Origin of the sequence: Ramlibacter sp. (genome assembly GCF_036676645.1) — a bacterium.
In the GTDB taxonomy this organism is placed as follows: domain Bacteria; phylum Pseudomonadota; class Gammaproteobacteria; order Burkholderiales; family Burkholderiaceae_C; genus Ramlibacter.
Window position 1 is genome coordinate 127,883 of the sequence record NZ_JAKFCM010000087.1, and the last position, 21,137, is coordinate 149,019.

Genomic DNA, 21,137 nt, shown 5'->3' on the forward strand with positions numbered 1-21,137 from the left:
TCATCCGTACATCTCCGGGTCGTAGTCGAACCGGTGGCCATTCTCGACCAGCCACCGGGCCACTGCAGCCGGATCGTTCAGGTCCAGCACGGGGCGAAGGGTTGCTTGCGGCAGCCGGTCCGGCGCGTCGGTTGCGATGGCCACGATGAAGTCGTCCTCGGGATAGCGCGCCTGCTGGCCGGACCCGGGCCGCCACACCTCGACCTTGAGCACGTCGCTGTCCTTGAAACCTTCCACCAGCACCCAGTCGACCCCGTCGTAGAGCTCGGCGATCAGCTGGTGCACGGACAGCTGCGCGTCCTGCTCGAACTCGCGCATCAGCGCGAGCCGGCGCCGGGAGGCCACGACCACCTCGAATGCGCCCGCGGCGCGGTGCCGGAAAGTGTCCTTGCCGGGATGGTCGATGTCGAAGCTGTGGTGGGCGTGCTTGACCACGGAGACCCGCAGGCCGTGCTGCCGGAGCACGGGAATGATGCCCTCGACCAGCGTGGTCTTGCCCGACCCGGAGAAACCTGCGAACCCGACGACTTTCATGGCGACCTTCAGGCGCAATGCGCCGCGATGTAGGACTTCACCTCGGCTGCATCGGCCGGCAGCACGACGACTTTCCTGGGCAGCGATTCGATTCCGTCGAACTTCGCGGGGCGTTCCGGCTCGCGGCCCAGCGCCTCGACGATGGTGGCGGCGAACTTCACCGGCAGCGCGGTTTCCAGCACGACCATGGGAACGCCCGGTTCGAGGAACCGGCGTGCCACCTTCAGCCCGTCGGCCGTGTGCGTGTCGACCATCACCCCCAGCCGCTGCCAGGCATCGCGGATGGTCGCCAGCCGGTCGGCGTGGGTGCTCTTGCCGCTGCGGAAGCCGAACTGCGCTGCCGCACCGGCGAAGGCCGGATCGCGGCCCAGGTCGAAGCGGCCGCTGCGCGGCAGCTCCTCGCCGAACAGCGCGCGCGTGCGCGCGGCATCGCGGCCCAGCAGGTCGAACACGAAGCGCTCGAAATTGCTGGCCTTGCTGATGTCCATCGAGGGGCTGGACGTCTCGTGCGTGTCGGCGCCCGATCGCACCCGGTACACGCCGGTGCGGAAGAACTCGTCGAGCACGTCGTTCTCGTTGGTCGCCAGCACGAGCCGGTCGATCGGCAGCCCCATCTGGCGCGCCACGTGGCCGGCGCAGATGTTGCCGAAGTTGCCCGAAGGCACGGCGAAGGACACCTTGTCGCGGCCGGAGCGGGTGGCCTGGAAGTACCCGGAGAAGTAGTACACCACCTGCGCCAGCAGGCGTGCCCAGTTGATCGAATTCACCGTGCCGATCCGGTACCGGCGCTTGAACTCGAGGTCGTTGGAGACCGCCTTGACGATGTCCTGGCAGTCGTCGAACACGCCGCCGATCGCCAGGTTGTGGATGTTGGCGTCCTGCAGGCTGAACATCTGCGCCTGCTGGAAGGGGCTCATGCGCCCGTGCGGCGAGGTCATGAACACGCGCACGCCCCTCTTGCCGCGCATGGCGTACTCGGCGGCGCTGCCGGTGTCGCCCGAGGTCGCGCCGAGGATGTTCAGCGCTTCGCCACGCCGCCCCAGCTCGTACTCGAACAGGTTGCCCAGCAACTGCATGGCCATGTCCTTGAAGGCCAGCGTGGGCCCGTTGGACAGCCCGAGCAGGTACAGGCCATCCTCGAGCGGCTTGAGCGGCGCGATCTCCCTCGTGCCGAAGACCTCCGCCGTGTACGTCCGGGCACAGATCGCGCGCAGGTCGGCCGCCGGGATGTCGTCGATGTACAGCGACAGGATCTCGAACGCGAGCTCGTGGTACGGCAGGCCGCGCCATCTGGCCAGTTCCGCCGCGTCGACCCGCGGATAGGCCTCGGGCAGGTAGAGGCCGCCGTCGGGCGCCAGGCCTTCCAGCAGGATCTCGCAGAACCGCTTGCGGTCCGGGTCGCCCCGCGTCGACAGGTATCGCATCAGGCCAGTTCTTCCTTGCGGATGCGCACGATGGGCGCCAGCACCGTGGGCAGCTGCTGCACGCGTGCCAGCACCTGGTTCATGGCGCCTTCGCAAACGTCATGGGTGAGGATGATCAGGTCGGTCTGCTTCTCGTCCTCGCCGGCTTCCCGTTGCAGCATCGCGTCGACCGACACGCCGGCCTCGGCCAGCAGGCCCGTGACCCGGGCCAGCACGCCGGCCTCGTCGGCCACGCGCAGGCGCAGGTAATAGCTGGTGACCACCTCGTCCATCGGCAACACCGGGTCGCCGCTCATCTGGTCGGGCTGGAAGGCCAGGTGCGGCACCCGGTGCGCCGCATCGGACGTATGCAGGCGCGTGATGTCCACGAGGTCGGCGATCACCGAGCTGGCCGTGGGCTCGCTGCCCGCGCCCTTGCCGTAGTACAGCGTGGTGCCGACCGCATCGCCCTGCACCACCACCGCATTCATGGCCCCTTCCACGTTGGCGATCAGGCGGCGGGCCGGCACCAGGCTCGGGTGCACGCGCAGCTCGATGCCCTTGGGCACGCGCTTGGTGATGCCCAGCAGCTTGATGCGGTAGCCGAGCTGCTCGGCGTAGCGGATGTCCTGGGCCGCCAGCCGGGTGATGCCCTCGACGTAGGCCTTGTCGAACTGCACCGGAATGCCGAACGCGATGGCGCTCATGATGGTCGCCTTGTGCGCCGCATCCACGCCCTCGATGTCGAAGGTCGGGTCGGCCTCGGCATAGCCCAGGCGCTGCGCCTCCTTGAGCACCACGTCGAAGTCGAGCCCCTTGTCCCGCATCTCCGACAGGATGAAGTTGGTGGTGCCGTTGATGATCCCCGCGATCCACTCGATGCGGTTGGCGGTCAGTCCCTCGCGCAGGGCCTTGATGATGGGAATGCCGCCGGCGACCGCGGCTTCGAAGCCCACCATCACCCCGCGCTTGTGGGCGGCGGCGAAGATCTCGGTGCCGTGCACGGCCAGCAGTGCCTTGTTGGCGGTGACCACGTGCTTGCCGGCCGCGATGGCCTCCATCACCAGTTCGCGCGCGATGCCGCAGCCGCCGATCAGCTCGACGACGATGTCGATGTCGGGGTTGGCGATGACCCGGCGGGCATCGTTCACGACCTGCGCGCGGTCGCCGACGACGGAGCGGGCCCGCGCGGTGTCCAGGTCGGCAACCATGCCGATGCCGATGGCGCGGCCCGCGCGCCGCTGGATCTCTTCCTGGTTGCGCTCCAGGACCGTGAAGACGCCGCTGCCGACCGTGCCTATGCCCAGCAGTGCGACCTGGATGGCTTTCATTGGGAATGCTTCTTGCGATAGTTGTCGAGGAATTTCGAGATGCGGCCGATCGCCTCGCGCAGGTCGTCCTCGTGCGGCAGGAAGACGATGCGGAAGTGCTGGTCGTCGGGGTAGTTGAAGCCCGACCCCTGCACCAGCATCACGCGCGTCTGCTGCAGCAGCTCGAGGAAGAACTGGCGATCGTCGGCGATCGGGTAGAGCTTCGGATCCAGCCGCGGGAACATGTACAGCGCCGCCTGCGGCTTGACGCAGCTGACGCCCGGAATGGCGGTGATCAGCTCGTAGGCCAGGTCGCGCTGGCGGCGCAGGCGGCCGCCCGGGCCGACCAGCTCGTTGATGCTCTGGTAGCCGCCCAGCGCCGTTTGGATGGCGTACTGCCCGGGCACGTTGGCGCACAGCCGCATGTTCGAGAGCATGGTCAGGCCCTCGATGTAGTCGTCGGCGGCGCGCTTGTCGCCGGACACGACCAGCCAGCCGGCGCGGTAGCCGCAGGAGCGATAGCTCTTGGACAGCGAGTTGAAGGTCAGCGTGAGCACGTCCGTCGACAGGCTGCCGATCGCGGTGTGCTTCACGCCGTCGTACAGCACCTTGTCATAGACCTCGTCGGCCAGGATCACCAGGCCGTGCTCGCGCGCGATGTCGACGATCGCGCGCAGCAGCTCGTCGGAGTACAGCGCCCCGGTCGGGTTGTTGGGGTTGATCACCACGATGCCCTTGGTGCGCGGCGTGATCTTGCTGCGCAGGTCCTGCAGGTCGGGCATCCAGCCGTTGGACTCGTCGCAGCGGTAGTGCACCGGCGTGCCGCCCGACAGGCTGGTGGCGGCCGTCCACAGCGGGTAGTCGGGCGAGGGCAGCAGCAACTCGTCGCCATCGTCCAGCAGCCCGTTGGTGGCCATGGCGATCAGCTCGCTGGCGCCGTTGCCCAGCCAGATGTCGTCGAGCGTGACGCCCCGGATGCCCTGCTGCTGGGTGTAGTGCATCACGGCCTTGCGCGCCGCGAAGATGCCCTTGCTGTCCGTGTACCCGGCCGAGTTGCCGAGGTTGCGGATCATGTCCTGCTGGATTTCTTCCGGGGCATCGAAGCCGAACACCGCGAGGTTGCCGATGTTGAGCTTGATGATCTTGTGCCCCTCCTCCTCCATCTGCCGGGCCGCGTCCATGATCGGGCCGCGGATGTCGTACAGCACGTTGGCGAGCTTGGCGGATTTGTGGATGGTCTTCAAAGCCCCTCCCGGGGATCGCTGCCGAGGGTGAAACGTATAATTTGACCATAGTTCCGATGGGCTGCCGCACCCTTGAGGCAGCCCGGATCGCCCCCACCTCCCCATGAAGCTGCAGCCCGACCGGTTCGACGTCCAGGCCATCAACGGCTATGGGCCGGGCTGGGTGCAGGTGGGCCCCGACCGCATAGTGCACAGCGTGATCATCGGCTCGCGCGGCGAGCGCATGCCCTGGAACTGCGAGAGCTACGACGACCTGGGGCCCGCCCACTTCGAGCAGCTGGCGCAACTGCAGCCCGAAGTCGTGATCTTCGGCAGCGGCGAGCACATCCGCTTTCCCAAGCCGGCCTGGCTGCGGGCGCTGGTCTCGCGCGGCATCGGCGTGGAGACCATGGATACCGCCGCAGCCTGCCGCACCTACAACATCCTGGCCCAGGAAGGGCGGCAGGTGGCCGTGGCCCTGCTGCTGGAACAGCCCCGCTGACACCCGGCAAAAGGGGGAATCGGCTAAAATCGCTCCTTGCGGCCGGCGCGCCATGCGCGCGCCCAGCAACGAGCAACCCCTGTCACACGAGTAGAAAATCCATGGCGATCGTTGTCAACAAGCCCATTCCCGAATTCGAAGCGAACGCCACGGGCGGACTGAAGGTCAGCAATACCACACACCTCGGCCAAGTGCTGGTGCTGTACTTCTACCCCAAGGACAATACGCCGGGCTGCACGACCGAAGCCATGCAATTCCGCGACAAGTACAAGGACTTCGTCAAGGCCGGCGCCACCGTGTTCGGCGTCTCGCGCGACAACATGAAGTCGCACGACGACTTCAAGGCCAAGCTCGAGCTGCCGTTCGAACTGATCGCCGACACGGAAGAGAAGATGTGCCACATGTTCGGCGTGGTCAAGAACAAGATCATGTACGGCAAGAAGGTCAAGGGCATCGAGCGCAGCACCTTCCTGATCGGTCCCGACGGCGTGCTCAAGCAGGAGTGGCGCGGCCTCAAGGTGCCCGGCCACGTCGACGAAGTGCTCAAGGCGGTCAAGCTGCTCAAGAAGGCCGCCTGACACCGGCCCTGATGCCCGGGCGCAACACGCCGGATCCCGTCATGGCGCCGACGGTTGCGTTGTGCATAATCGGTTCATGCAGTTGATTCCGGCGCTTCGCGTCGACACCGCATCCGAAGGAAAAGCCGCCCGGCTCGCCCGGCGGCTTTTTCGTTTCCTGACCTGCTTTTCCGGGAAACCGCTGACCCATGCCGCTGCCCCCCGCTCCCACCCGCCGCGCCGCCCTGCTCCCGCCGGAGGCCTACGACGCCCCGGCGCGGTCCTCGCACAAGGCCGCGCGCAAATCGGAGGCACCCGCCGCCGACAGCCCGCTGGCTGACCGGCTCAACGCCCTGGACTTCGACCCGCGTAGTGGCGGGGGCGAGCGCGAGCCTTCGCATCCCGTCGCGCTGTTCGACGAGGCGTCCGTGCAGGAGAAGCCGCAGGCGCGCCGCCGCGCGGCGCTCGCTCCCGAGCCGGCTCCCCGCAAGAAGGCCAAGCCGACCGGTCCGGCCAAGCTGTTCGTGCTGGACACCAACGTGCTGATGCACGATCCGATGTGCCTGTTCCGCTTCGAAGAGCACGACATCTTCCTGCCGATGGTCGTGCTGGAAGAGCTCGACGGCCACAAGAAGGGCGCGACCGAGGTGGCGCGCAATGCACGCCAGGCCAGCCGTTCGCTCGATGCGCTGGCCGGCGCCCAGGGCGCGGACATCAGCGCCGGCCTCAAGCTCAGCTCCACCGGCCATGGCGAGGCCGGCGGCTGCCTGTTCTTCCAGACCCAGGCACTGGCCAACCAGCTGCCGCCCAGCCTGCCGCAGGGCAAGGCCGACAACCAGATCCTGGGCGTGGTGCAGGGCCTGCGCGAGCAGTACGCACCACGCGAGGTGGTGCTGGTGTCCAAGGACATCAACATGCGCGTCAAGGCGCGCGCACTCGGCCTGGCCACCGAGGACTACCGCAACGACAAGACGCTGGACGACCTGGAGCTGATGTACTCCGGTGCGCTGGCGCTGCCGCCCGACTTCTGGGCCAGGCACGGCAAGACGGTGGAGAGCTGGCAGAGCGGCCAGACCACCTATTACCGCGTCACCGGACCGATCGTGCCCAGCCTGATGATCAACCAGTTCGTGTACTTCGAGGCGCCGGGCGAACCCAGCCTGTACGCGCGCGTCACCGAGATCCGCAACAGGACGGCCGTGCTGCGCACGCTCAAGGACTACGGCCACCTGAAGAACGCCGTGTGGGGCGTGACCACCCGCAACCGCGAGCAGAACTTCGCCATGAACCTGCTGATGGACCCGGAGGTGGACTTCGTCACCCTCACCGGCACGGCCGGCACGGGCAAGACCCTGATGGCCCTGGCCGCCGGCCTGACGCAGGTGCTGGACGATCGCCGCTACACCGAGATCATCATGACCCGCGCGACCGTGAGCATGGGCGAGGACATCGGCTTCCTGCCCGGCACGGAGGAGGAAAAGATGGGACCCTGGATGGGTGCGCTGGACGACAACCTGGAGGTGCTGGGCAAGACCGACACCGGCGCGGGCGAATGGGGTCGCGCGGCCACCAACGAACTGATCCGCAGCCGCATCAAGATCAAGAGCATGAACTTCATGCGCGGGCGCACCTTCCTGAACAAGTGGCTGATCATCGACGAGGCGCAGAACCTCACCCCCAAGCAGATGAAGACCCTGATCACCCGGGCAGGCCCCGGCACCAAGATCATCTGCATGGGCAACCTGGCCCAGATCGACACCCCCTACCTGACCGAGGGCTCGTCCGGCCTGACCTTCGTGGTCGACAAGTTCAAGGGCTGGCCGCACAGCGGTCACATCACGCTGGCGCGCGGCGAGCGCTCGCGCCTCGCGGACTTCGCCAGCGAAGTGCTGTAGGGCCGGGGGGCGGTCGCAGCGTCGGTTTCCACCGACCCACGAAGCGGCCGACCGCCGCTAAGCTCGGGGCTCCTGTACAGCCTGGAGCCTTTGCATGAAACGTTTCGTCGCCGCGAGCCTGCTTGCTGCCTGCGGCGCCGGCTGGGCCGGGCTGGGCGACCCCGCTGCCCCGGCAGCCGGCGCTACCGCCAGCAGCCTGCGCACGCCCTCAGGCGCGGCCTACACGCAGGTCCAGCGCCGGCTCGACTCGGGCACCACCTTGCACGAGTTCGTCGATGCGGCGGGTACCGTGTTCGCGGTGGCGTGGGAAGGCCCCTTCCTGCCGGACCTGCGCGGCCTGCTGGGCCGGCATTTCCAGGCCCTGACCGCACAGGAGGCCGCCGGGCGCGGGCGCGGCGCGGTCGCCGTGCAGCGTCCCGACCTGGTCATCGTGTCCGCCGGCCGCATGGGGGCCTTCCACGGCCAGGCCTGGCTGCCGCGCCAGTTGCCCGCCGGCTTCGATCCGAGGACCCTGCCATGAGCCGGCTCGCGCCTCCCGTGGCGCCGGTGCGGCGGGTCCCGCAGCTGGGGCGGCTGGCTGCGCTGGCGGCGCTGGCCCTGCTCGCGTCCTGCGGCGGTGGCGGCAATGGCTCCGACTCCGCACTCCGGACGGAACAGGTCGGCGTCGACAGCGTGGCAGCCGAAATTCCGCCAGGCTCCAATGTGGCGCAGGTGCTGGTCGACACCGGCATCGACGGCAATTCGATCAACTCGCCCTTCGTCACGGTACGTGTCTGCCAGCCCGCCACCACCAACTGCGTGGACATCGACCACGTCGTGCTCGACACCGGCTCCTCCGGCCTGCGCGTGGCCGCGTCGGCGCTGCCCGCCACCCTGGACCTGCCGGCCGTCCAGAACGCCAGCGGCGAGGTGGTGGGCGAGTGCGCGCATTTCGCCAGCGGCTTCTCGTGGGGATCGGTGCGGCGCGCCGATGTCCAGCTGGCGGGCGAGCGCGCGGCCAGCCTGCCGGTCCAGGTGATCAACGATCCGGGCACGCCCTGGTCCATGATCCCGGCCGCCTGCAGCGGTACCGGCGCCAACATCGGCGCGAGCCGAGGCGCCAAGGGCATCCTGGGCGTGGGCCTGTTCACCCAGGACTGCGGAACCGCCTGCGAGACCCTGACCACGCCGAACGTGTACTTCGCCTGCAACGGCGGGGGCGGCTGCACTTCCACCGTGCTCCCGCTGGCATCCCAGGTCGCCAACCCGGTGAGCTCGTTCGCGGTCAACAACAATGGCGTGGTGCTCACCCTGCCCGCCGTGCCGGTGGGCGGCGCCCAGCAGGCCACCGGCGCCCTGGTGTTCGGCATAGGCACGCAAGCCAACAACCAGCTGGGGGGCGCCACCGTGTTCAAGACCGACGCCAACGGATTCTTCACGACCACCTACAAGGGGGTCCGGAACACGCGCAGCTTCCTGGACAGCGGCTCCAACGGCCTGTTCTTCAACGACTTCAGCCTGCCGTCCTGCGGCGACTTCTACTGCCCGCCGGGCGCGCCGCTGACGCTCACGGCCACCAACACCTCGGCGACGGGCACCAGCGGCACCGTGACCTTCACGCTGGACAGCGTGGCTGCAATCCGCACCGATGCCGGCGCAGCCCACATCGGCGGCACCAACGGGCTGCCCGACAGCTTCGACTGGGGACTGCCCTTCTTCTTCGGCCGCTCGGTGTTCGTGGCGCGCTCGGGCGCCGCCACCCCGGCCGGCCCCGGGCCCTACTGGGCGTACTGAAGCAGCCTCAGAAGTCGTCCGAGCCGCCGGCGAGCGACTCGAACTTGGTCAGCGGCTTGACGAAGGCGAGCTTGGCGGTACCGGTGGGGCCGTTGCGCTGCTTGCTGATGATCACCTCGGCGACGCCCGGCTCCTTCGAATCCTTGTTGTAGTAGTCGTCGCGATAGATGAACATGATCACGTCGGCGTCCTGCTCGATCGCGCCCGACTCGCGCAGGTCGCTCATCATGGGCCGCTTGTCGGTGCGCGACTCGACGCCGCGCGACAGCTGCGACAGCGCGATCACCGGGCAGCCCAGTTCCTTGGCCAGCATCTTCAGGCCGCGCGAGATCTCGCCGATGGCGGTGGCCCGGTTCTCGTCGCTCATGCCGGACGACACGCTCATCAGCTGCAGGTAGTCGACCACGATCAGGCCGAGCTTGCCGCCGCACTGCCGCACCAGCCGGCGCGCGTTGGCGCGCAGTTCGCTCACCGTGAGGCCCGGGGTCTCGTCGATGTGCAGCGACACGTTGCGCAACTTCTCGATCGCCTCGGTCAGGCGCGGCCACTCCTCGTCGGTCAGGCGGCCGGTGCGCAGGTGCGTCTGGTCGATGCGGCCGATCGAGCCCACGATGCGGACCGCCAGTTGCGAGGCGCCCATCTCCATGGAGAACACAGCCACCGGCAGCCCTTCGTGCAGGGCCACGTGCTCCGCGATGTTGATCGCCAGCGAGGTCTTGCCCATCGAGGGCCGCGCCGCCAGGATGATCAGGTCGCCACCCTGCAGGCCCGATGTCATGCGGTCCAGGTCGTGGAAGCCGGTGGGGACCCCCGTGATGTCGTTCGGGTTGTCGGCCATCTCGGTGACCCGGTCCAGCAGCTGGACCACCAGGCTCTCCATGGCCTGGAACCCCTGCTTCATCCGCGAGCCTTCCTCGCCGATGTGGAAGATCTTCTGCTCGGCCTCGTCGAGGATGTTCTCGACCGGCTTGCCCTGCGGGTTGAAGGCGCTGGTGGCGATCTCGTCGGCCGCCGACACCAGCTTGCGCAGGATGGAGCGCTCGCGGACGATCTCGGCGTAGCGGCGGATGTTGCTGGCGCTGGGCACGTACTGGGCCAGCGAGTTCAGGTAGGCCAGCCCGCCGACCTCCTCGCCCTTGCCCAGGTTCTGCAACTGCTCGTACACCGTGATGACGTCGGCCGGCTTGGTGGCATTGACCAGCGTGCCGATGGCGGCATAGATCAGCCGATGTTCATAGCGGTAGAAGTCGCTGTCGGTGAGCAGGTCGCCCACCCGGTCCCAGGCGCCGTTGTCCACCAGCAGCCCGCCCAGCACGCTGGACTCGGCCTCCGCCGAATGCGGCGGCACCCGCAGCTGGCTGACCTGCCGGTCGCGCGGCGGATCGTTCTCGACGGGACTCAGGACGGCGGACATGCGGGCTTTCGGCTGGGGTTACCGATGCTAGCGGCCACTGTAGAAATGTCCAGGCATAACGCTGGGCACATCACGTGGAGAAGCTGTGGACGGCCGGCCTGCAACTGTGGACGCCCCCCGCGCCAGAAACGCAAATGCCGCCCGGGAGGGCGGCATCATCGAAGGACAAGGCTGCGCAGCAGCCTTGTTTCCAGTTGGGGCGAAGCGGATGCGTTACGCCGTCTCGCCGTACACCGTGACGTTGATCTCCACCACCACGTCCGTGTGCAGGGCCACCCCGACCGTGGACTCGCCCACCATCTTGATCGGGCCGGCCGGCATGCGCACCTGCGACTTGTGCACCTTGTAGCCCTGCTTTTCCAGCTCCTCGGCGATGTCGTGGTTGGTGACCGAGCCGAACAGGCGGCCGTCCACGCCGGCCTTCTGCGTCAGCTTGAGCACGGTGCCGGCGAGCTTCTCGCCTTGCGCCTGCGACTCGGCCAGCTTGGCCGCCGCAGCCTTCTCCAGTTCGGCGCGCTTGGCCTCGAACTCGGCCTTGTTGGCTTCCGTGGCACGCCGGGCGCGGCCGGAAGGGATCAGGAAGTTGCGGGCGTAGCCGTCCTTGACCTTGACGATCTCGCCCAGGTTGCCCAGGTTGACCACCTTGTCCAGAAGAATGACTTGCATGTCGGTCGCTCCCCTCAGATGCGGTGCTGGTCGCTGTACGGGACCAGGGCCAGGAAGCGCGCGCGCTTGATGGCGGTGTTGAGCTGGCGCTGGTAGATCGCACGGGTGCCGGTCAGGCGCGCCGGGATGATCTTGCCGTTCTCGGCGATGAAGTCGCGCAGGGTGTCGACGTCCTTGTAGTCGATTTCCTCGACGCCGGCGACGGTGAAGCGGCAGAAGCGCTTGCGCTTGAACAGCAGCGACTGGGTGTTGCGCTTCGGACGCTTGTCCTTGTTGAATTTCTTGAACGTGGCCATGGTGTGCCTCTTTCTCTCAAACGGATTCGAACGACTGGATGTGGAGCACGGGGTGCCTGCCGTTGCGCGGCGTCGCCAGGAAGCCGGTGAAGCCCCAGGGGCTGCCGACCGGCTGGCGGGCGATGGCTTCCGCCACCGTGCCGATCGCCACCGCCTTCACGGCCGCCTTCACCTGCCGGGGCTGCCCCGCTTCCACCACCTCCGACTCGTGCTCGAGCCTCAGGTCCAGGGCGGGCACGCCCGCCGGGGTGTGGCGCAGGGCGCCGATCTCGGCGATGCGGGCGCTCAGGGCGACTTGGTTCACCGGCGGGCGGGCCGCGACGGCGCGCGCCTTACGACTGGAACTCCGCCTGCTGGGCCTTGCGCGCTTCCTCGCGCTCGACGGTCTTCATCATCGCCGACGGGCCGGTGTCGGCCTTCTTCTTCTGCACCGTCAGGTGGCGCAGCACGGCATCGTTGAAGCGGAAGGCGTGCTCGAGCTCGCCCATCACGTTCTGGTCGGCTTCGATGTTGATGCACAGGTAGTGCGCCTTGGCGAGCTTGTTGATCTGGTAGGCCAGCTGGCGGCGGCCCCAGTCCTCGACGCGGTGGATCTTGCCGCCGCCGGCGGTGATCATTCCCTTGTAGCGCTCCAGCATGGCCGGAACCTGCTCGCTCTGGTCCGGATGGATCAGCAGCACGATCTCGTAGTGACGCATGGACTCTCCTTGTGGTTGCAGCCACCCGTCGACGTCAAGACGGTGTGGCAAGAAGGGCAAAGCCGGGCATTATAGCAAGCGGCACTCTGGCCCGGCGGGCTTCAGCGCCGGGCGATCCAGCGGCGGCGGCCGGCCAGCCGCTGCACGTCGCGCCAGCAACCGCATTCGGCTGCCACGCGCGGCCAGATGCGCAGGAGCAGCTCGCTCTCGGCCAGCACGTCGGCAGCGGCCTGGTGGCGGGCGGCGCAGCGGATGCCGAAGTGATCCATCCACTCGTCCAGCGAGCGCGCCCCTACCTCCGGGTGCGTCACGCCACACAGGTGCTCGATGTCCAGCCACGGCTGGGGCAGGCCGGCGCCGAGCGCCGCTTTCGCATGGCGCTGCACCAGCGTGTGGTCGAACGCCGCGTGGAAGGCCAGCAACGGCGAGGCGCCTGCATGGACGGCGAACGCCTGCAGGGCTTCGCGCGCGGGCAGCCCGCCGGACTGTCGCGCAACACCGATCCCGTGCAGCAGGATGTTGTCGCGGCTGGACGGCTGCTCCTGCCGCAGCACCGCCTCGAAGCTGTCGCCGAGGTCGATCGCGAGGCTGCGCGAGGGCCAGTCGACGCGCACCGCCACCGAGGCGATTGCCAGCAGGCTGTCGCGGGCGGCGTCGAGTCCGCTGGCTTCGACGTCCAGCACCACCCAGCGGCTCTCGTCCACCGCTTGCGCGCGCTTCCATCCGGGAGTCCAGCCCACCTCAGCGCTCGTAGTCCAGCCGCATGCGCTGCTGCAGCCGGCGCGCCATGCGCAGGCTTTCCTTGAGGATGCGCCGGTCCACGTCGTGCAGGTCCCGCAGGCGCACCCGGTTCGGCTCGTCGCCCACGGCGCCCTCGCCCAGCTGCACCCGCAGGCGCAGCATCTGCAGGAACTCGAAGCCGGCGATCCAGGCGCCGGTTTCCGCCGGCTGCAGGCCGGCGCGCTCGCCGAACAGGCGCAGGCGCTCGCGCGTGCTGGTGGCGTCGATGCCATTGGCCAGGCTGTACAGCCGCGCCGCATCCACGAACAGCGCGGCGCCCTGCAGTTTCAGGTCGATGCTGCCGTCCGCGGCCGTCTCGATGCCCCCCAGCCAGTTGAGCGGCGGCTCGCGGCCCAACGCATTCAGTGCAAGCTGCTTGAGGAACCGCGGGTTGGCCTGCGCCCAGCCGAGCACGTCGGCGCGCAGGCGCGTGGAGAGCGACAGGTCACCGGCCAGCCCGCGCAGGTCGAAGAAGATGCTGGCGTGCAACAGGTCCTGCGGGGCACCCTGCCCGATCCAGCGGGAGAAGCGCTCGCGCCATTCGGCCAGCGTGAGGCAGCAGTCCGGCATGCACGCCATCACCCCGCCGCGGCACAGCGGGTAGCCGCACGCGTCCAGCGTCCCGTTCACGTCCAGTGCAAAGCGCAGCAGGCGCCTGCGGAAGTCGCCGTCGACCCCGTCCCGCAGGATCAGCGCGTTGTCCTGGTCCGTCGCCACGGTCTGCTCGCTGCGGCCTTCGGAGCCCAGCGCCAGCCAGCACACCTGCTCGAGCCGGACGCCGTGCTCGACCGACTTGAGCTGCAGGATGCGTTGTGCGAGCAGGTCGTTCAGATGGCTGACCAGTCCGGTGAGCTGGCGCGCCTGCACCCCCTGCCCCAGCAGGCTGCGGGCGAAGTGGCGCACGTCCGCGGCGGCCGCCTGCAAGGCCGGCCCATCGGATGCCAGCCGGATCGAGGTGCCCACGTGCTTGAGCGAGAGCCGCTGCAGCGCGAACAGGTCGCGCTCGGACACCACGCCCACCACCCGTCCCGCGCGTGTCACCGGCACGTGGCGGATGCCGTGCCGCGACATCAGCAGGGCCGCATCCTCCGCGCTGTGGTCGTCCGTCAGCGTCTGCACCGGGGAGGTCATCACGGCGGCCACGGGCGTGTCCAGCGACACCTCGGCCAGCGCGACCCGGGCCAGGACGTCGCGCCGCGTGAGGATGCCCTCGGCGCTGCCTTGCGTCCCGGTGACGATGATCGAACCGATGCGCCGCCGGTCCATTTCGGACAGCGCCTCCCGCAAGGTGGCGCCCGGTTCGCAGGTCACCGGCGCATGGCGGGCCAGCTCGCCCAGCGGGGTTTCGAGCGACTGCTCGGACAGCACCTCGGCGGCATGGACGTTGCGCATCGCGCGCCGCGACAGCTCGAGGAATTGGCCGATGCGGCTGTTGAGGAATTCCGCGAACGGGGCGCTGCGCCCGGCCAGCTCCAGCATGTCGGCAACCGGCAGGGCCAGCACGAAGGTGTCGGCCGTCGACTCGTACGTGGCCGTCACGGGCCTCTGGCCCACCGCGGCCGCCAGCGGAAACAGGTCGCCCGGTTCGTAGTGGATGGCGCCGCCGGAGAGTTCGGCCTCCCCCTTGCGCCCCGTCACCGAGCCCTGGCGGATGAAGAAGATCGACCGCGCCTCGCCGTGCTCCGGGGCCTGCACCACCTCGCCCGGGGCGAAGTAGCGCTGCTCGCTGCGGGCGATGAAGAAGTCGACCGCGTCGGACTCCATCTGCGCGAACGGCGGGTGGCGCGCCAGTTCGACGCGCAGCGCCGACAGCAGTCCGCTCGACGGCGTCAGGGGCGCTTTCGGGCGGCTGTCGGGCATGCGGCGGATTATGGGCGGCGACCCGCGCGTGCGCGCGGAAGAAAAAAGCCCCGCGGGGTCGCCGCGGGGCTTGGTCGCCATGGGCCGCCGGCTCAGGCAGCGCGGCCCGCCAGGTTCGGATACCGGACGTGCTCGACCAGTTCCTGCACCTTGGCGCTGGGCGCCGGCGTCAGCAGGCTGACGATGACGATGGTGGCGAAGCCCAGCGGCACGCCGAAGACGCCGGCCGCGATCGGGGAGATGTCCCACCAGATGTTGTCGGCGATCGGCGAGGTCACTCCGAACACGCTGCGCAGCCAGGGCTGGGTGGTCGCCATGTAGTAGAACGTGACGCCCAGGCCCACCACCATGCCGGCCACGGCGCCGATGCTGGACGCGCGCTTCCAGAAGATGCCCAGCACCAGCGCCGGGAAGAAGGCCGATGCCGCGAACGAGAACGCCGCCGAGACCAGGAACAGGATGTCCGCCGGTTTCTGCGAGGCCACGAACGCCGCCGCCAGGGCCACCACCAGCAGGAGGATCTTGGACAGCATCACCCGGCGGGCGGTCGGGGCGTTGGGGTCGATCATCTTGTAGTAGAGATCATGGCTCAGCGCATTGGCGATGGTGAGCAGCAGGCCGTCGGCGGTGGACAGCGCCGCGGCCAGGCCGCCGGCCGCCACCAGGCCCGAGATCACGTAGGGCAGGCCGCCGATGGCCGGCGTGGCCAGCACCACGATGTCGCCGCCGATCTTGATCTCGCCCAGCTGCAGCAGGCCGTCCTTGTTCATGTCGGCCACCGACAGCAGGGCCGGATCGACCTTGTTCCAGGCCGAGATCCAGTAGGGCAAGCTGTCGAACGACGCGCCCACGACGGCGCTGAACATCTCGTACTTCACCAGCACCGCGAGGGCCGGTGCCGTGAAGTACAGCAGGAAGATGAAGAACAGCGACCAGGTGACCGACTGCCGCGCCTCCTTCACGCTGGGCGTCGTGTAGTACCGCATCAGGATGTGCGGCAGCGCTGCGGTGCCGACCATCAGGCAGAAGATCAGGGCCAGGAAGTTGCGCCGCGAGTTGTCGAAGGTGGTCTGTGCCTTCGCGTCGCCTTTCGGGTCGCCCGAGAAGATCTGGCCGTGGCGTGGCATGCCCGCCAGCGGCTTGTCGCGGGCCTCTGCCGCGGTCTTGGCGGCCGTCCAGGCTTTCACCGCGGCGGCTTCGTCCTTGGGCACGGCCGCCAGCTCCTTCTCGGCGGCCGTGAGCTGGCTGGCCAGCGCGTTGCCCGCCTTCAGGTCGGCCAGTTTCTTCTCGGCCGCGGCACGGTCGGCGGCCAGGGCCGCCTTCGGGTCCTTGAGTTTCTCGCCCAGGGCGGCGGCCTGGTCGGCGAAGACCTTGCGGACTTCCAGCTCCTTCGGATCCTTGATCAGCTTCTCCTCCAGCGCCGTGACCCGCTCCATCTGGTAGCCGTACACCAGCTGCGGCACCGGCACGCTGGTCTGCTTCACGGACAGCCAGACCACCGGGATCATGTAGGCGATGATGAGGATGATGTACTGGGCCACCTGGGTCCAGGTCACCGCGCGCATTCCGCCGAGGAAGGAGCACACCAGGATGCCGCCCAGCCCCAGGAAGACGCCGATTTCGAAGGCCACGCCGGTCAGCCGGCTGGTGATGATGCCGACGCCGTAGATCTGCGAGACCACGTAGGTGAACGAGCAGAGGATGGCGGCAACGATGCCGAGGAAGCGCGGGACGTTGCCGCCGTAGCGTTCACCCAGGAAGTCGGGAATCGTGAACTGCCCGAACTTGCGCAGGTAGGGTGCGAGGAACAGCGCCACGAGGACGTAGCCGCCCGTCCAGCCCATGATGAACGCCAGCCCGCTGTAGCCGGTGAGGTACAGGGTGCCGGCCATGCCGATGAAGGATGCGGCGGACATCCAGTCGGCGCCCGTCGCCATGCCGTTGTAGATGGCCGGCACCCGCCGGCCGGCCACGTAGTACTCGGCGGCGTCGGTGGTACGGCTCATGATGCCGATGCCGGCGTACAGCGCGATGGTGGCCATCAGGAAGATGAAGCCGATCCAGTCACGGTTCAGGCCGAGCTGCTCGAGGATCGCGAGGATCACCACGAAGGCGATGAAGCCGCCCGTGTAGAAGCCATAGACCTTGTTGAGCTGCTTGCGGAAGGCGGCGTTGCTGGCCGCTGCGGTGGTGGTTGCCATGGCCTATTCCTCCTCCGCCACGCCGTACTCGCGGTCCAGCTTGTTCATGTAGTACGCGTAATAGCCGATCAGGACCACGTACACGACGAGCGCCCCCTGGGCGCCCATCCAGAAGCTGAACGGCCAGCCGAAGAATTGGAAGTTGAGGTCGCGGGCGAAATACCCGACGACGAAGGTGACGACGAACCAGATCGCCAGCAGGATGCCGGTGATCCTCAGGTTCTTGTGCCAGTACTCCTGGTGTCGCTCTGTCAGCTGCATGTTTGGTGTCTCCTTATGGACCCTCCGGTCCCCAAGCTCTTGCCATCGCCTGCGACCCGGCCGGCGGCTTCGCCGCCGGCCTTGCAACCGGGCCGCTCAAGTCAGCCTTCAGCCGGCGGGCGAGGCGAGCAGGCCCGTCTCGCGCTCCAGCTGAGCGGCCACCTTGGGTTCGAACCGGCTGAGGTGGCGGATGATCCGCAGCGCCTCCTCCGGTTCGTGCCGGTCCACATGGACCCGCGCCAGCTGGTACCAGCCGTACGGGCTCATGGGCTGCAATTGGGTGTTGCGCTTGAGGGCGTCGACGGCCTCGTCGAGGCGGCCCAGGCGGATCAGGCACAGGCCCAGCCCGTACCAGGCGCGATCCAGGCCGGGGCGCAGTTCGACGGCCCGCCGGAACGCGGCTTCGGCTTCGGCGTAACGTTCGCGCGCCTCCAGCAGGAAGCCGTAGTTGAACCAGTGGCCGCCGTCGTCCGGGCATTGCTGGAGCAGCTGCTCCGTCGTGTCCAGCGACGCCTGCAGCCCGCCCGACTGCGCCTGCAGGTGAGCGATGCTGGCCAGCGCATAGGCGTCGCCGGGAAACTCCGCCAGCATCGCATGGAAGACCCGCATCGCCGGCGCGCGGCGCCCGAGCACGAGCAGCGCCATGGCGCGCCACTTCAGCCCTCGCCAGCGCAGCCGTCGCGTCAGGCCTTGCACAGGTGCACCCCGATGCGAACGCAGATGTCGATCTTGGTGATCGTCGCGACGATCCAGACGAAGGACACCAGCAGGAAGGCCACCACCGGCAGATGGCGGTCGAGAACCACCTTGGGGGACACCAGCCGGGCGCCCCGCAGCAGGGGCCGCGTGAGCACCTGGAACAGCTGGTAGAACAGGTTCTGCTCGCGCCTGGGGCCCGCCAGGATCGCCAGCACGCCGCGGCCCAGCAGGCACATCAGCGCGATCTCGGCCAGCAGCTTCAGGATCTCGACCAGCAGCAGCAAACGCTTCTCCTTGAAGGGCTGCGCCATGCTTTTCAGGTGCGCTTACGGTTGCCTTACACGGTGCGTCGCACTCCCTAGGGATTTCCCGGGAATTGCCATTCACGTGCCGTGGATTGGTGCATGCCCGGGCCCGGTGCAGGCTCGGCAGTTCTATGCTGGGGCCACCGAAACGTGACCGGAGCAGGCCCATGGTCCAGAAGAACGCGGTGTACCGGAAGTCGGCGCGGGGCGCCGCCGCCCTCGCGACGCGCGACCCGGCGTTGAGCATGCGGCTGCGCTCGCTGCTGATCCTCATCGACGGCAAGCGCAGCGCCGACGAACTCGCCCGGCTCTCGGCCTCGCAGGAGGAGGTGCAGCAGTTGTTCGCGCAGTTGCTCGAACTCGGGATGATCGAGCCGCTGCCGGCACCTTCGCCGGCCGCAGGCGCAACGGCGGGCGGCCAGCCGCCCGCCTCCGCAGCGCCGCCTGCGCGCATCGTGACCTTGCAGGAGGCGCAGCGGGCCGCGGTCCGCGGCCTGACCGACCTGCTCGGCCCGACCGCCGACGACCTGTGCATGCGCATCGAGAGCGCGCGCACCGCCCAGGACCTGCAGGCAGTGATCAAGCGGGCCGAGCTCGCCATCCGCACGGCGCGCGGCAACCAGGCGGCGGCCGCCTTCATGGCCGACATGCAGGCCCACCGGCCGGCCTGAAGCCGTCTCAGGCCGGCACCGGCCGCCGGCGCTCAGCCAGGCTGGCCAGAACGGTCACGGCCGTACCCAGGCCGACGCCGAACACGCCCGCGGAAGCCGGCAGGATGCCGAGCCACTGCGGCCCGGGGCCGGCCAGGCCCAGCGCAGCCCGCACGGAGGCGGCATTCGCCACCATGTAGTAGACGGTCACCGCGAAGCCGACGGCCATTCCGCTCACGGCGCCGGTGCGGGTCGCGCCTCGCCAGAAGATGCCCAGCACCAGCGCCGGCACGAAGATCGACGCCGCCAGCGAGAACGAGGCCGCCACCAGCGGCAGGATGTCGGCCGGCTTGAGCGCCGCCACCAGCGAGGCCAGCAGCGCCACCGCCATCAGCGTGAACTTGGACAGGATGACGCGCTGCTCCGGCGTCATGTGCGGGCCGATGTCATGGCCGTACAGGTCGCGCACCATGGCGTTGCTGATGGTCAGCAGCAGGCCGTCGGCCGTCGACAGGGCCGCGGCCAGCCCGCCGGCCGCCACCAGGCCGGAGACGATGTAGGGCAGCCCGCCGATCTCCGGCGTGGCCAGCATGATGATGTCGGCCCCGAGCCGGATCTCGCCGAACTGCACCTGGCCATCGCCGTTGACGTCGGTCACCGAGGCCAGCGAGGGATCCACCCGGGCCCATTGCAGGATCCAGGGCGGCAGGGCGTCGAAGCGGCTGCCCACCAGGTGCTGCATCACTTCGAACTTCACCAGCACCGCCAGCGCCGGCACGCTCAGGTACAGCAGGCCGATGAAGAACAGGGCCCAGGCCACCGAAGTGCGCGCCTGGGCCACGCTGGGGGTCGTGTAGAAGCGCGTGAGCAGGTGCGGCAGGCCCGCCGTGCCGGCCATCAGGCAGAACACCAGCGCCAGGAAGTTCAGTCGCGAGGCTTCGAATTCGGCCTGCTGCGCCGGGCTGCCGCCGGGATCGCCGGCAAACGGCCGGGCGTGCGGCGGCAGGCCGGTCAGCGGTCGGGAGCGGTCCAGGTTGTCCTGCAGGGCGCGCGTCCACAGCTCGCGCGCCGCCGCCGGGTCGCGCGGCAGCGCCGCCAGCTCGCGATGGGCGGCGACGATGCGCCCGGAATCGGCGTCCTGCGCCTTGAGTCGGCGAATGCGCCGCTGCGCGGCCTCGCGCTCGCGCCGCAGCGAGCCCTCGACGTCCTGCAGCCATTCGCGGTAGCGCTGCGCCCGGCGCTGGTACTCGGCCTGTACCTGCCGTTCCTGCGGCGAGGCCATCAGCTCGCGCTCGATCTCGCCGATGCGCTGCAGCTGGCTGCCGTAGACCAGCGGGGCGATCGGATTGCCGACCTGTTTCCAGGCAAGCCAGGACACCGGGATCAGGAAGGCCAGCAGCAGGACCACGTACTGCGCCACCTGGGTCCAGGTCACCGCCCGCATGCCCCCCAGGAAGGAGCACAGGAGCACCCCGCCCAGGCCGAGCAGGATGCCGATCTCGAACTGCACGCCGGTCAGCCGCGACGCGATCAGCCCGATCCCGTAGATCTGGGCGACCACGTAGGTGAACGAGCAGACGATCGCACCCACGGCCGCCAGCCGCCGCGGCCACTCGCCGCCGTAGCGCTGGTGGAAGAAATCGGGCAGCGTGTACAGCTCCATGGCGCGCAGGTACGGCGCCACCAGCAGCGCCACCAGGCAGAAGCCTCCCGTCCAGCCGAGCACATAGGCCAGCCCGCCGGGCTGCCCCGGCGAGCCGCTGAATCCCTGCAGGTACAGGCCGCCGGCCAGGCTGATGAAGGAGGCCGCGCTCATCCAGTCGGCAGCCGCCGCCATGCCGTTGTACATGGGAGGGATGCGGCGGCCGGCGACGTAGTACTCGTGGGCCTCGGACGTGCGGCCCCACACGCCGATGGCCGCGTACAGCATCACCGTGGCGAACAGCAGGAAGGGGCCCAGCCAATGGCGCGACAGCCCCTGCTGCTCGGCCCAGGCGAGCAACAGCAGCACGCTGCACAACCCCAGCACGTAGCCGGCCAGGATGAGTGCCAGCCGGCGCTCGTAGCGCCTGTCCCTCTCCGCCATGCGATGGAGCCCTCCTCGCGGGCG

At 68.9% G+C, this 21,137-nt stretch carries 22 protein-coding genes; 6 read left to right on the forward strand and 16 right to left on the reverse strand.

Annotated features, from left to right (window positions below; all coding sequences use genetic code 11):
* The 4 genes from mobB to V6M57_RS12935 are packed head-to-tail and all read right to left on the reverse strand — an operon-like array spanning nt 1 to nt 4,491.
* Complete coding sequence (mobB, locus tag V6M57_RS12920; protein ID WP_332815401.1) at nt 1-534, reverse strand: molybdopterin-guanine dinucleotide biosynthesis protein B; 534 nt, start codon at nt 532-534, stop codon at nt 1-3.
* Nucleotides 535-542: 8 nt separating this feature from the next.
* Nucleotides 543-1,958 (reverse strand): threonine synthase, encoded by a 1,416-nt coding sequence (gene thrC / locus V6M57_RS12925; RefSeq protein WP_332815402.1) that lies wholly within the window; start codon nt 1,956-1,958, stop codon nt 543-545.
* Nucleotides 1,958-3,268 (reverse strand): homoserine dehydrogenase, encoded by a 1,311-nt coding sequence (locus V6M57_RS12930; RefSeq protein ID WP_332815403.1) that lies wholly within the window; start codon nt 3,266-3,268, stop codon nt 1,958-1,960. Before V6M57_RS12930 ends, thrC begins: the two co-directional genes overlap by 1 nt.
* Nucleotides 3,265-4,491 (reverse strand): pyridoxal phosphate-dependent aminotransferase, encoded by a 1,227-nt coding sequence (locus V6M57_RS12935; RefSeq protein WP_332815404.1) that lies wholly within the window; start codon nt 4,489-4,491, stop codon nt 3,265-3,267. The genes V6M57_RS12930 and V6M57_RS12935 overlap by 4 nt, the downstream gene beginning before the upstream one ends.
* 103 nt (nt 4,492-4,594) lie before the next feature.
* Between V6M57_RS12935 and V6M57_RS12940 the strand changes: the two genes are divergently transcribed.
* The 5 genes from V6M57_RS12940 (at nt 4,595) to V6M57_RS12960 (ending at nt 9,197) form a co-directional block, all read left to right on the forward strand.
* Nucleotides 4,595-4,972 (forward strand): Mth938-like domain-containing protein, encoded by a 378-nt coding sequence (locus V6M57_RS12940; RefSeq protein ID WP_332815405.1) that lies wholly within the window; start codon nt 4,595-4,597, stop codon nt 4,970-4,972.
* A 101-nt stretch (nt 4,973-5,073) separates the two neighbouring features.
* Nucleotides 5,074-5,550 carry a peroxiredoxin gene (locus V6M57_RS12945; protein ID WP_332815406.1) on the forward strand — a complete coding sequence of 159 codons (477 nt, stop codon included), beginning with the start codon at nt 5,074-5,076 and terminating at the stop codon, nt 5,548-5,550.
* Between the two features lie 188 nt (nt 5,551-5,738).
* A complete protein-coding gene (locus V6M57_RS12950) occupies nt 5,739-7,424 on the forward strand; it encodes a PhoH family protein (RefSeq protein WP_332815407.1) in 1,686 nt (561 codons plus the stop codon).
* A gap of 94 nt (nt 7,425-7,518) precedes the next feature.
* Complete coding sequence (locus tag V6M57_RS12955; RefSeq protein WP_332815408.1) at nt 7,519-7,944, forward strand: DUF2844 domain-containing protein; 426 nt, start codon at nt 7,519-7,521, stop codon at nt 7,942-7,944.
* Nucleotides 7,941-9,197: a DUF3443 domain-containing protein gene (locus tag V6M57_RS12960; protein WP_332815409.1), complete on the forward strand. Its 1,257-nt coding sequence runs from the start codon at nt 7,941-7,943 to the stop codon at nt 9,195-9,197. The genes V6M57_RS12955 and V6M57_RS12960 overlap by 4 nt, the downstream gene beginning before the upstream one ends.
* A gap of 7 nt (nt 9,198-9,204) precedes the next feature.
* Here the strand turns inward: V6M57_RS12960 and dnaB are convergent, their stop codons facing one another.
* From dnaB to V6M57_RS13015, 11 genes are all read right to left on the reverse strand, one after another.
* A complete protein-coding gene (gene dnaB, locus V6M57_RS12965; RefSeq protein WP_332815410.1) occupies nt 9,205-10,611 on the reverse strand; it encodes a replicative DNA helicase in 1,407 nt (468 codons plus the stop codon).
* 213 nt (nt 10,612-10,824) lie between these two features.
* Entirely contained in the window at nt 10,825-11,277 is a 453-nt protein-coding gene (rplI, locus tag V6M57_RS12970; protein WP_332815411.1) for a 50S ribosomal protein L9, read from the reverse strand.
* A 14-nt stretch (nt 11,278-11,291) separates the two neighbouring features.
* Nucleotides 11,292-11,573 carry a 30S ribosomal protein S18 gene (gene rpsR / locus V6M57_RS12975; RefSeq protein WP_048438842.1) on the reverse strand — a complete coding sequence of 94 codons (282 nt, stop codon included), beginning with the start codon at nt 11,571-11,573 and terminating at the stop codon, nt 11,292-11,294.
* 16 nt (nt 11,574-11,589) lie between these two features.
* Complete coding sequence (priB, locus tag V6M57_RS12980; RefSeq protein WP_332815412.1) at nt 11,590-11,877, reverse strand: primosomal replication protein N; 288 nt, start codon at nt 11,875-11,877, stop codon at nt 11,590-11,592.
* Nucleotides 11,878-11,905: 28 nt separating this feature from the next.
* Entirely contained in the window at nt 11,906-12,271 is a 366-nt protein-coding gene (rpsF, locus tag V6M57_RS12985; protein WP_332815413.1) for a 30S ribosomal protein S6, read from the reverse strand.
* A 101-nt stretch (nt 12,272-12,372) separates the two neighbouring features.
* Entirely contained in the window at nt 12,373-13,011 is a 639-nt protein-coding gene (locus tag V6M57_RS12990; RefSeq protein WP_332815414.1) for a 3'-5' exonuclease, read from the reverse strand.
* 1 nt (nt 13,012) lies between these two features.
* A complete protein-coding gene (locus V6M57_RS12995) occupies nt 13,013-14,911 on the reverse strand; it encodes a DUF294 nucleotidyltransferase-like domain-containing protein (protein ID WP_332815415.1) in 1,899 nt (632 codons plus the stop codon).
* 92 nt (nt 14,912-15,003) lie between these two features.
* Nucleotides 15,004-17,112 carry a sodium:solute symporter family protein gene (locus tag V6M57_RS13000; protein ID WP_332815416.1) on the reverse strand — a complete coding sequence of 703 codons (2,109 nt, stop codon included), beginning with the start codon at nt 17,110-17,112 and terminating at the stop codon, nt 15,004-15,006.
* Between the two features lie 3 nt (nt 17,113-17,115).
* Nucleotides 17,116-17,373, reverse strand: a complete 258-nt coding sequence (locus V6M57_RS13005; protein ID WP_332815417.1) for a DUF4212 domain-containing protein — start codon at nt 17,371-17,373, stop codon at nt 17,116-17,118.
* Between the two features lie 108 nt (nt 17,374-17,481).
* Nucleotides 17,482-18,018, reverse strand: a complete 537-nt coding sequence (locus tag V6M57_RS13010; protein ID WP_332815418.1) for a tetratricopeptide repeat protein — start codon at nt 18,016-18,018, stop codon at nt 17,482-17,484.
* Nucleotides 18,019-18,056: 38 nt separating this feature from the next.
* Nucleotides 18,057-18,383 carry a hypothetical protein gene (locus V6M57_RS13015; RefSeq protein WP_332815419.1) on the reverse strand — a complete coding sequence of 109 codons (327 nt, stop codon included), beginning with the start codon at nt 18,381-18,383 and terminating at the stop codon, nt 18,057-18,059.
* Nucleotides 18,384-18,544: 161 nt separating this feature from the next.
* Between V6M57_RS13015 and V6M57_RS13020 the strand changes: the two genes are divergently transcribed.
* On the forward strand, nt 18,545-19,048 hold the full coding sequence (locus tag V6M57_RS13020) for a hypothetical protein (protein WP_332815420.1): 504 nt from the start codon (nt 18,545-18,547) through the stop codon (nt 19,046-19,048).
* Nucleotides 19,049-19,055: 7 nt separating this feature from the next.
* On the opposite strand, the gene V6M57_RS13025 is transcribed toward V6M57_RS13020, so the two are convergent.
* On the reverse strand, nt 19,056-21,113 hold the full coding sequence (locus V6M57_RS13025; RefSeq protein ID WP_332815421.1) for a VC_2705 family sodium/solute symporter: 2,058 nt from the start codon (nt 21,111-21,113) through the stop codon (nt 19,056-19,058).
* Nucleotides 21,114-21,137: the final 24 nt, after the last annotated feature.

What these genes read in the sequence shown, in the direction of transcription:
- V6M57_RS12955 (WP_332815408.1), top strand. Translation starts at nt 7,519, where the DNA reads ATGAAACGTTTCGTCGCCGCGAGCCTGCTTGCTGCCTGCGGCGCCGGC.
- V6M57_RS13025 (WP_332815421.1), bottom strand. Translation starts at nt 21,113, where the DNA reads ATGGCGGAGAGGGACAGGCGCTACGAGCGCCGGCTGGCACTCATCCTG.
- V6M57_RS13020 (WP_332815420.1), top strand. Translation starts at nt 18,545, where the DNA reads ATGGTCCAGAAGAACGCGGTGTACCGGAAGTCGGCGCGGGGCGCCGCC.
- V6M57_RS13010 (WP_332815418.1), bottom strand. Translation starts at nt 18,018, where the DNA reads ATGGCGCTGCTCGTGCTCGGGCGCCGCGCGCCGGCGATGCGGGTCTTC.
- rpsF (WP_332815413.1), bottom strand. Translation starts at nt 12,271, where the DNA reads ATGCGTCACTACGAGATCGTGCTGCTGATCCATCCGGACCAGAGCGAG.
- V6M57_RS12950 (WP_332815407.1), top strand. Translation starts at nt 5,739, where the DNA reads ATGCCGCTGCCCCCCGCTCCCACCCGCCGCGCCGCCCTGCTCCCGCCG.
- mobB (WP_332815401.1), bottom strand. Translation starts at nt 534, where the DNA reads ATGAAAGTCGTCGGGTTCGCAGGTTTCTCCGGGTCGGGCAAGACCACG.
- V6M57_RS12995 (WP_332815415.1), bottom strand. Translation starts at nt 14,911, where the DNA reads ATGCCCGACAGCCGCCCGAAAGCGCCCCTGACGCCGTCGAGCGGACTG.
- rpsR (WP_048438842.1), bottom strand. Translation starts at nt 11,573, where the DNA reads ATGGCCACGTTCAAGAAATTCAACAAGGACAAGCGTCCGAAGCGCAAC.
- V6M57_RS12930 (WP_332815403.1), bottom strand. Translation starts at nt 3,268, where the DNA reads ATGAAAGCCATCCAGGTCGCACTGCTGGGCATAGGCACGGTCGGCAGC.
- V6M57_RS13015 (WP_332815419.1), bottom strand. Translation starts at nt 18,383, where the DNA reads ATGGCGCAGCCCTTCAAGGAGAAGCGTTTGCTGCTGCTGGTCGAGATC.
- rplI (WP_332815411.1), bottom strand. Translation starts at nt 11,277, where the DNA reads ATGCAAGTCATTCTTCTGGACAAGGTGGTCAACCTGGGCAACCTGGGC.
- V6M57_RS12940 (WP_332815405.1), top strand. Translation starts at nt 4,595, where the DNA reads ATGAAGCTGCAGCCCGACCGGTTCGACGTCCAGGCCATCAACGGCTAT.
- thrC (WP_332815402.1), bottom strand. Translation starts at nt 1,958, where the DNA reads ATGCGATACCTGTCGACGCGGGGCGACCCGGACCGCAAGCGGTTCTGC.
- V6M57_RS12945 (WP_332815406.1), top strand. Translation starts at nt 5,074, where the DNA reads ATGGCGATCGTTGTCAACAAGCCCATTCCCGAATTCGAAGCGAACGCC.
- V6M57_RS13000 (WP_332815416.1), bottom strand. Translation starts at nt 17,112, where the DNA reads ATGGCAACCACCACCGCAGCGGCCAGCAACGCCGCCTTCCGCAAGCAG.
- dnaB (WP_332815410.1), bottom strand. Translation starts at nt 10,611, where the DNA reads ATGTCCGCCGTCCTGAGTCCCGTCGAGAACGATCCGCCGCGCGACCGG.
- V6M57_RS12960 (WP_332815409.1), top strand. Translation starts at nt 7,941, where the DNA reads ATGAGCCGGCTCGCGCCTCCCGTGGCGCCGGTGCGGCGGGTCCCGCAG.
- V6M57_RS13005 (WP_332815417.1), bottom strand. Translation starts at nt 17,373, where the DNA reads ATGCAGCTGACAGAGCGACACCAGGAGTACTGGCACAAGAACCTGAGG.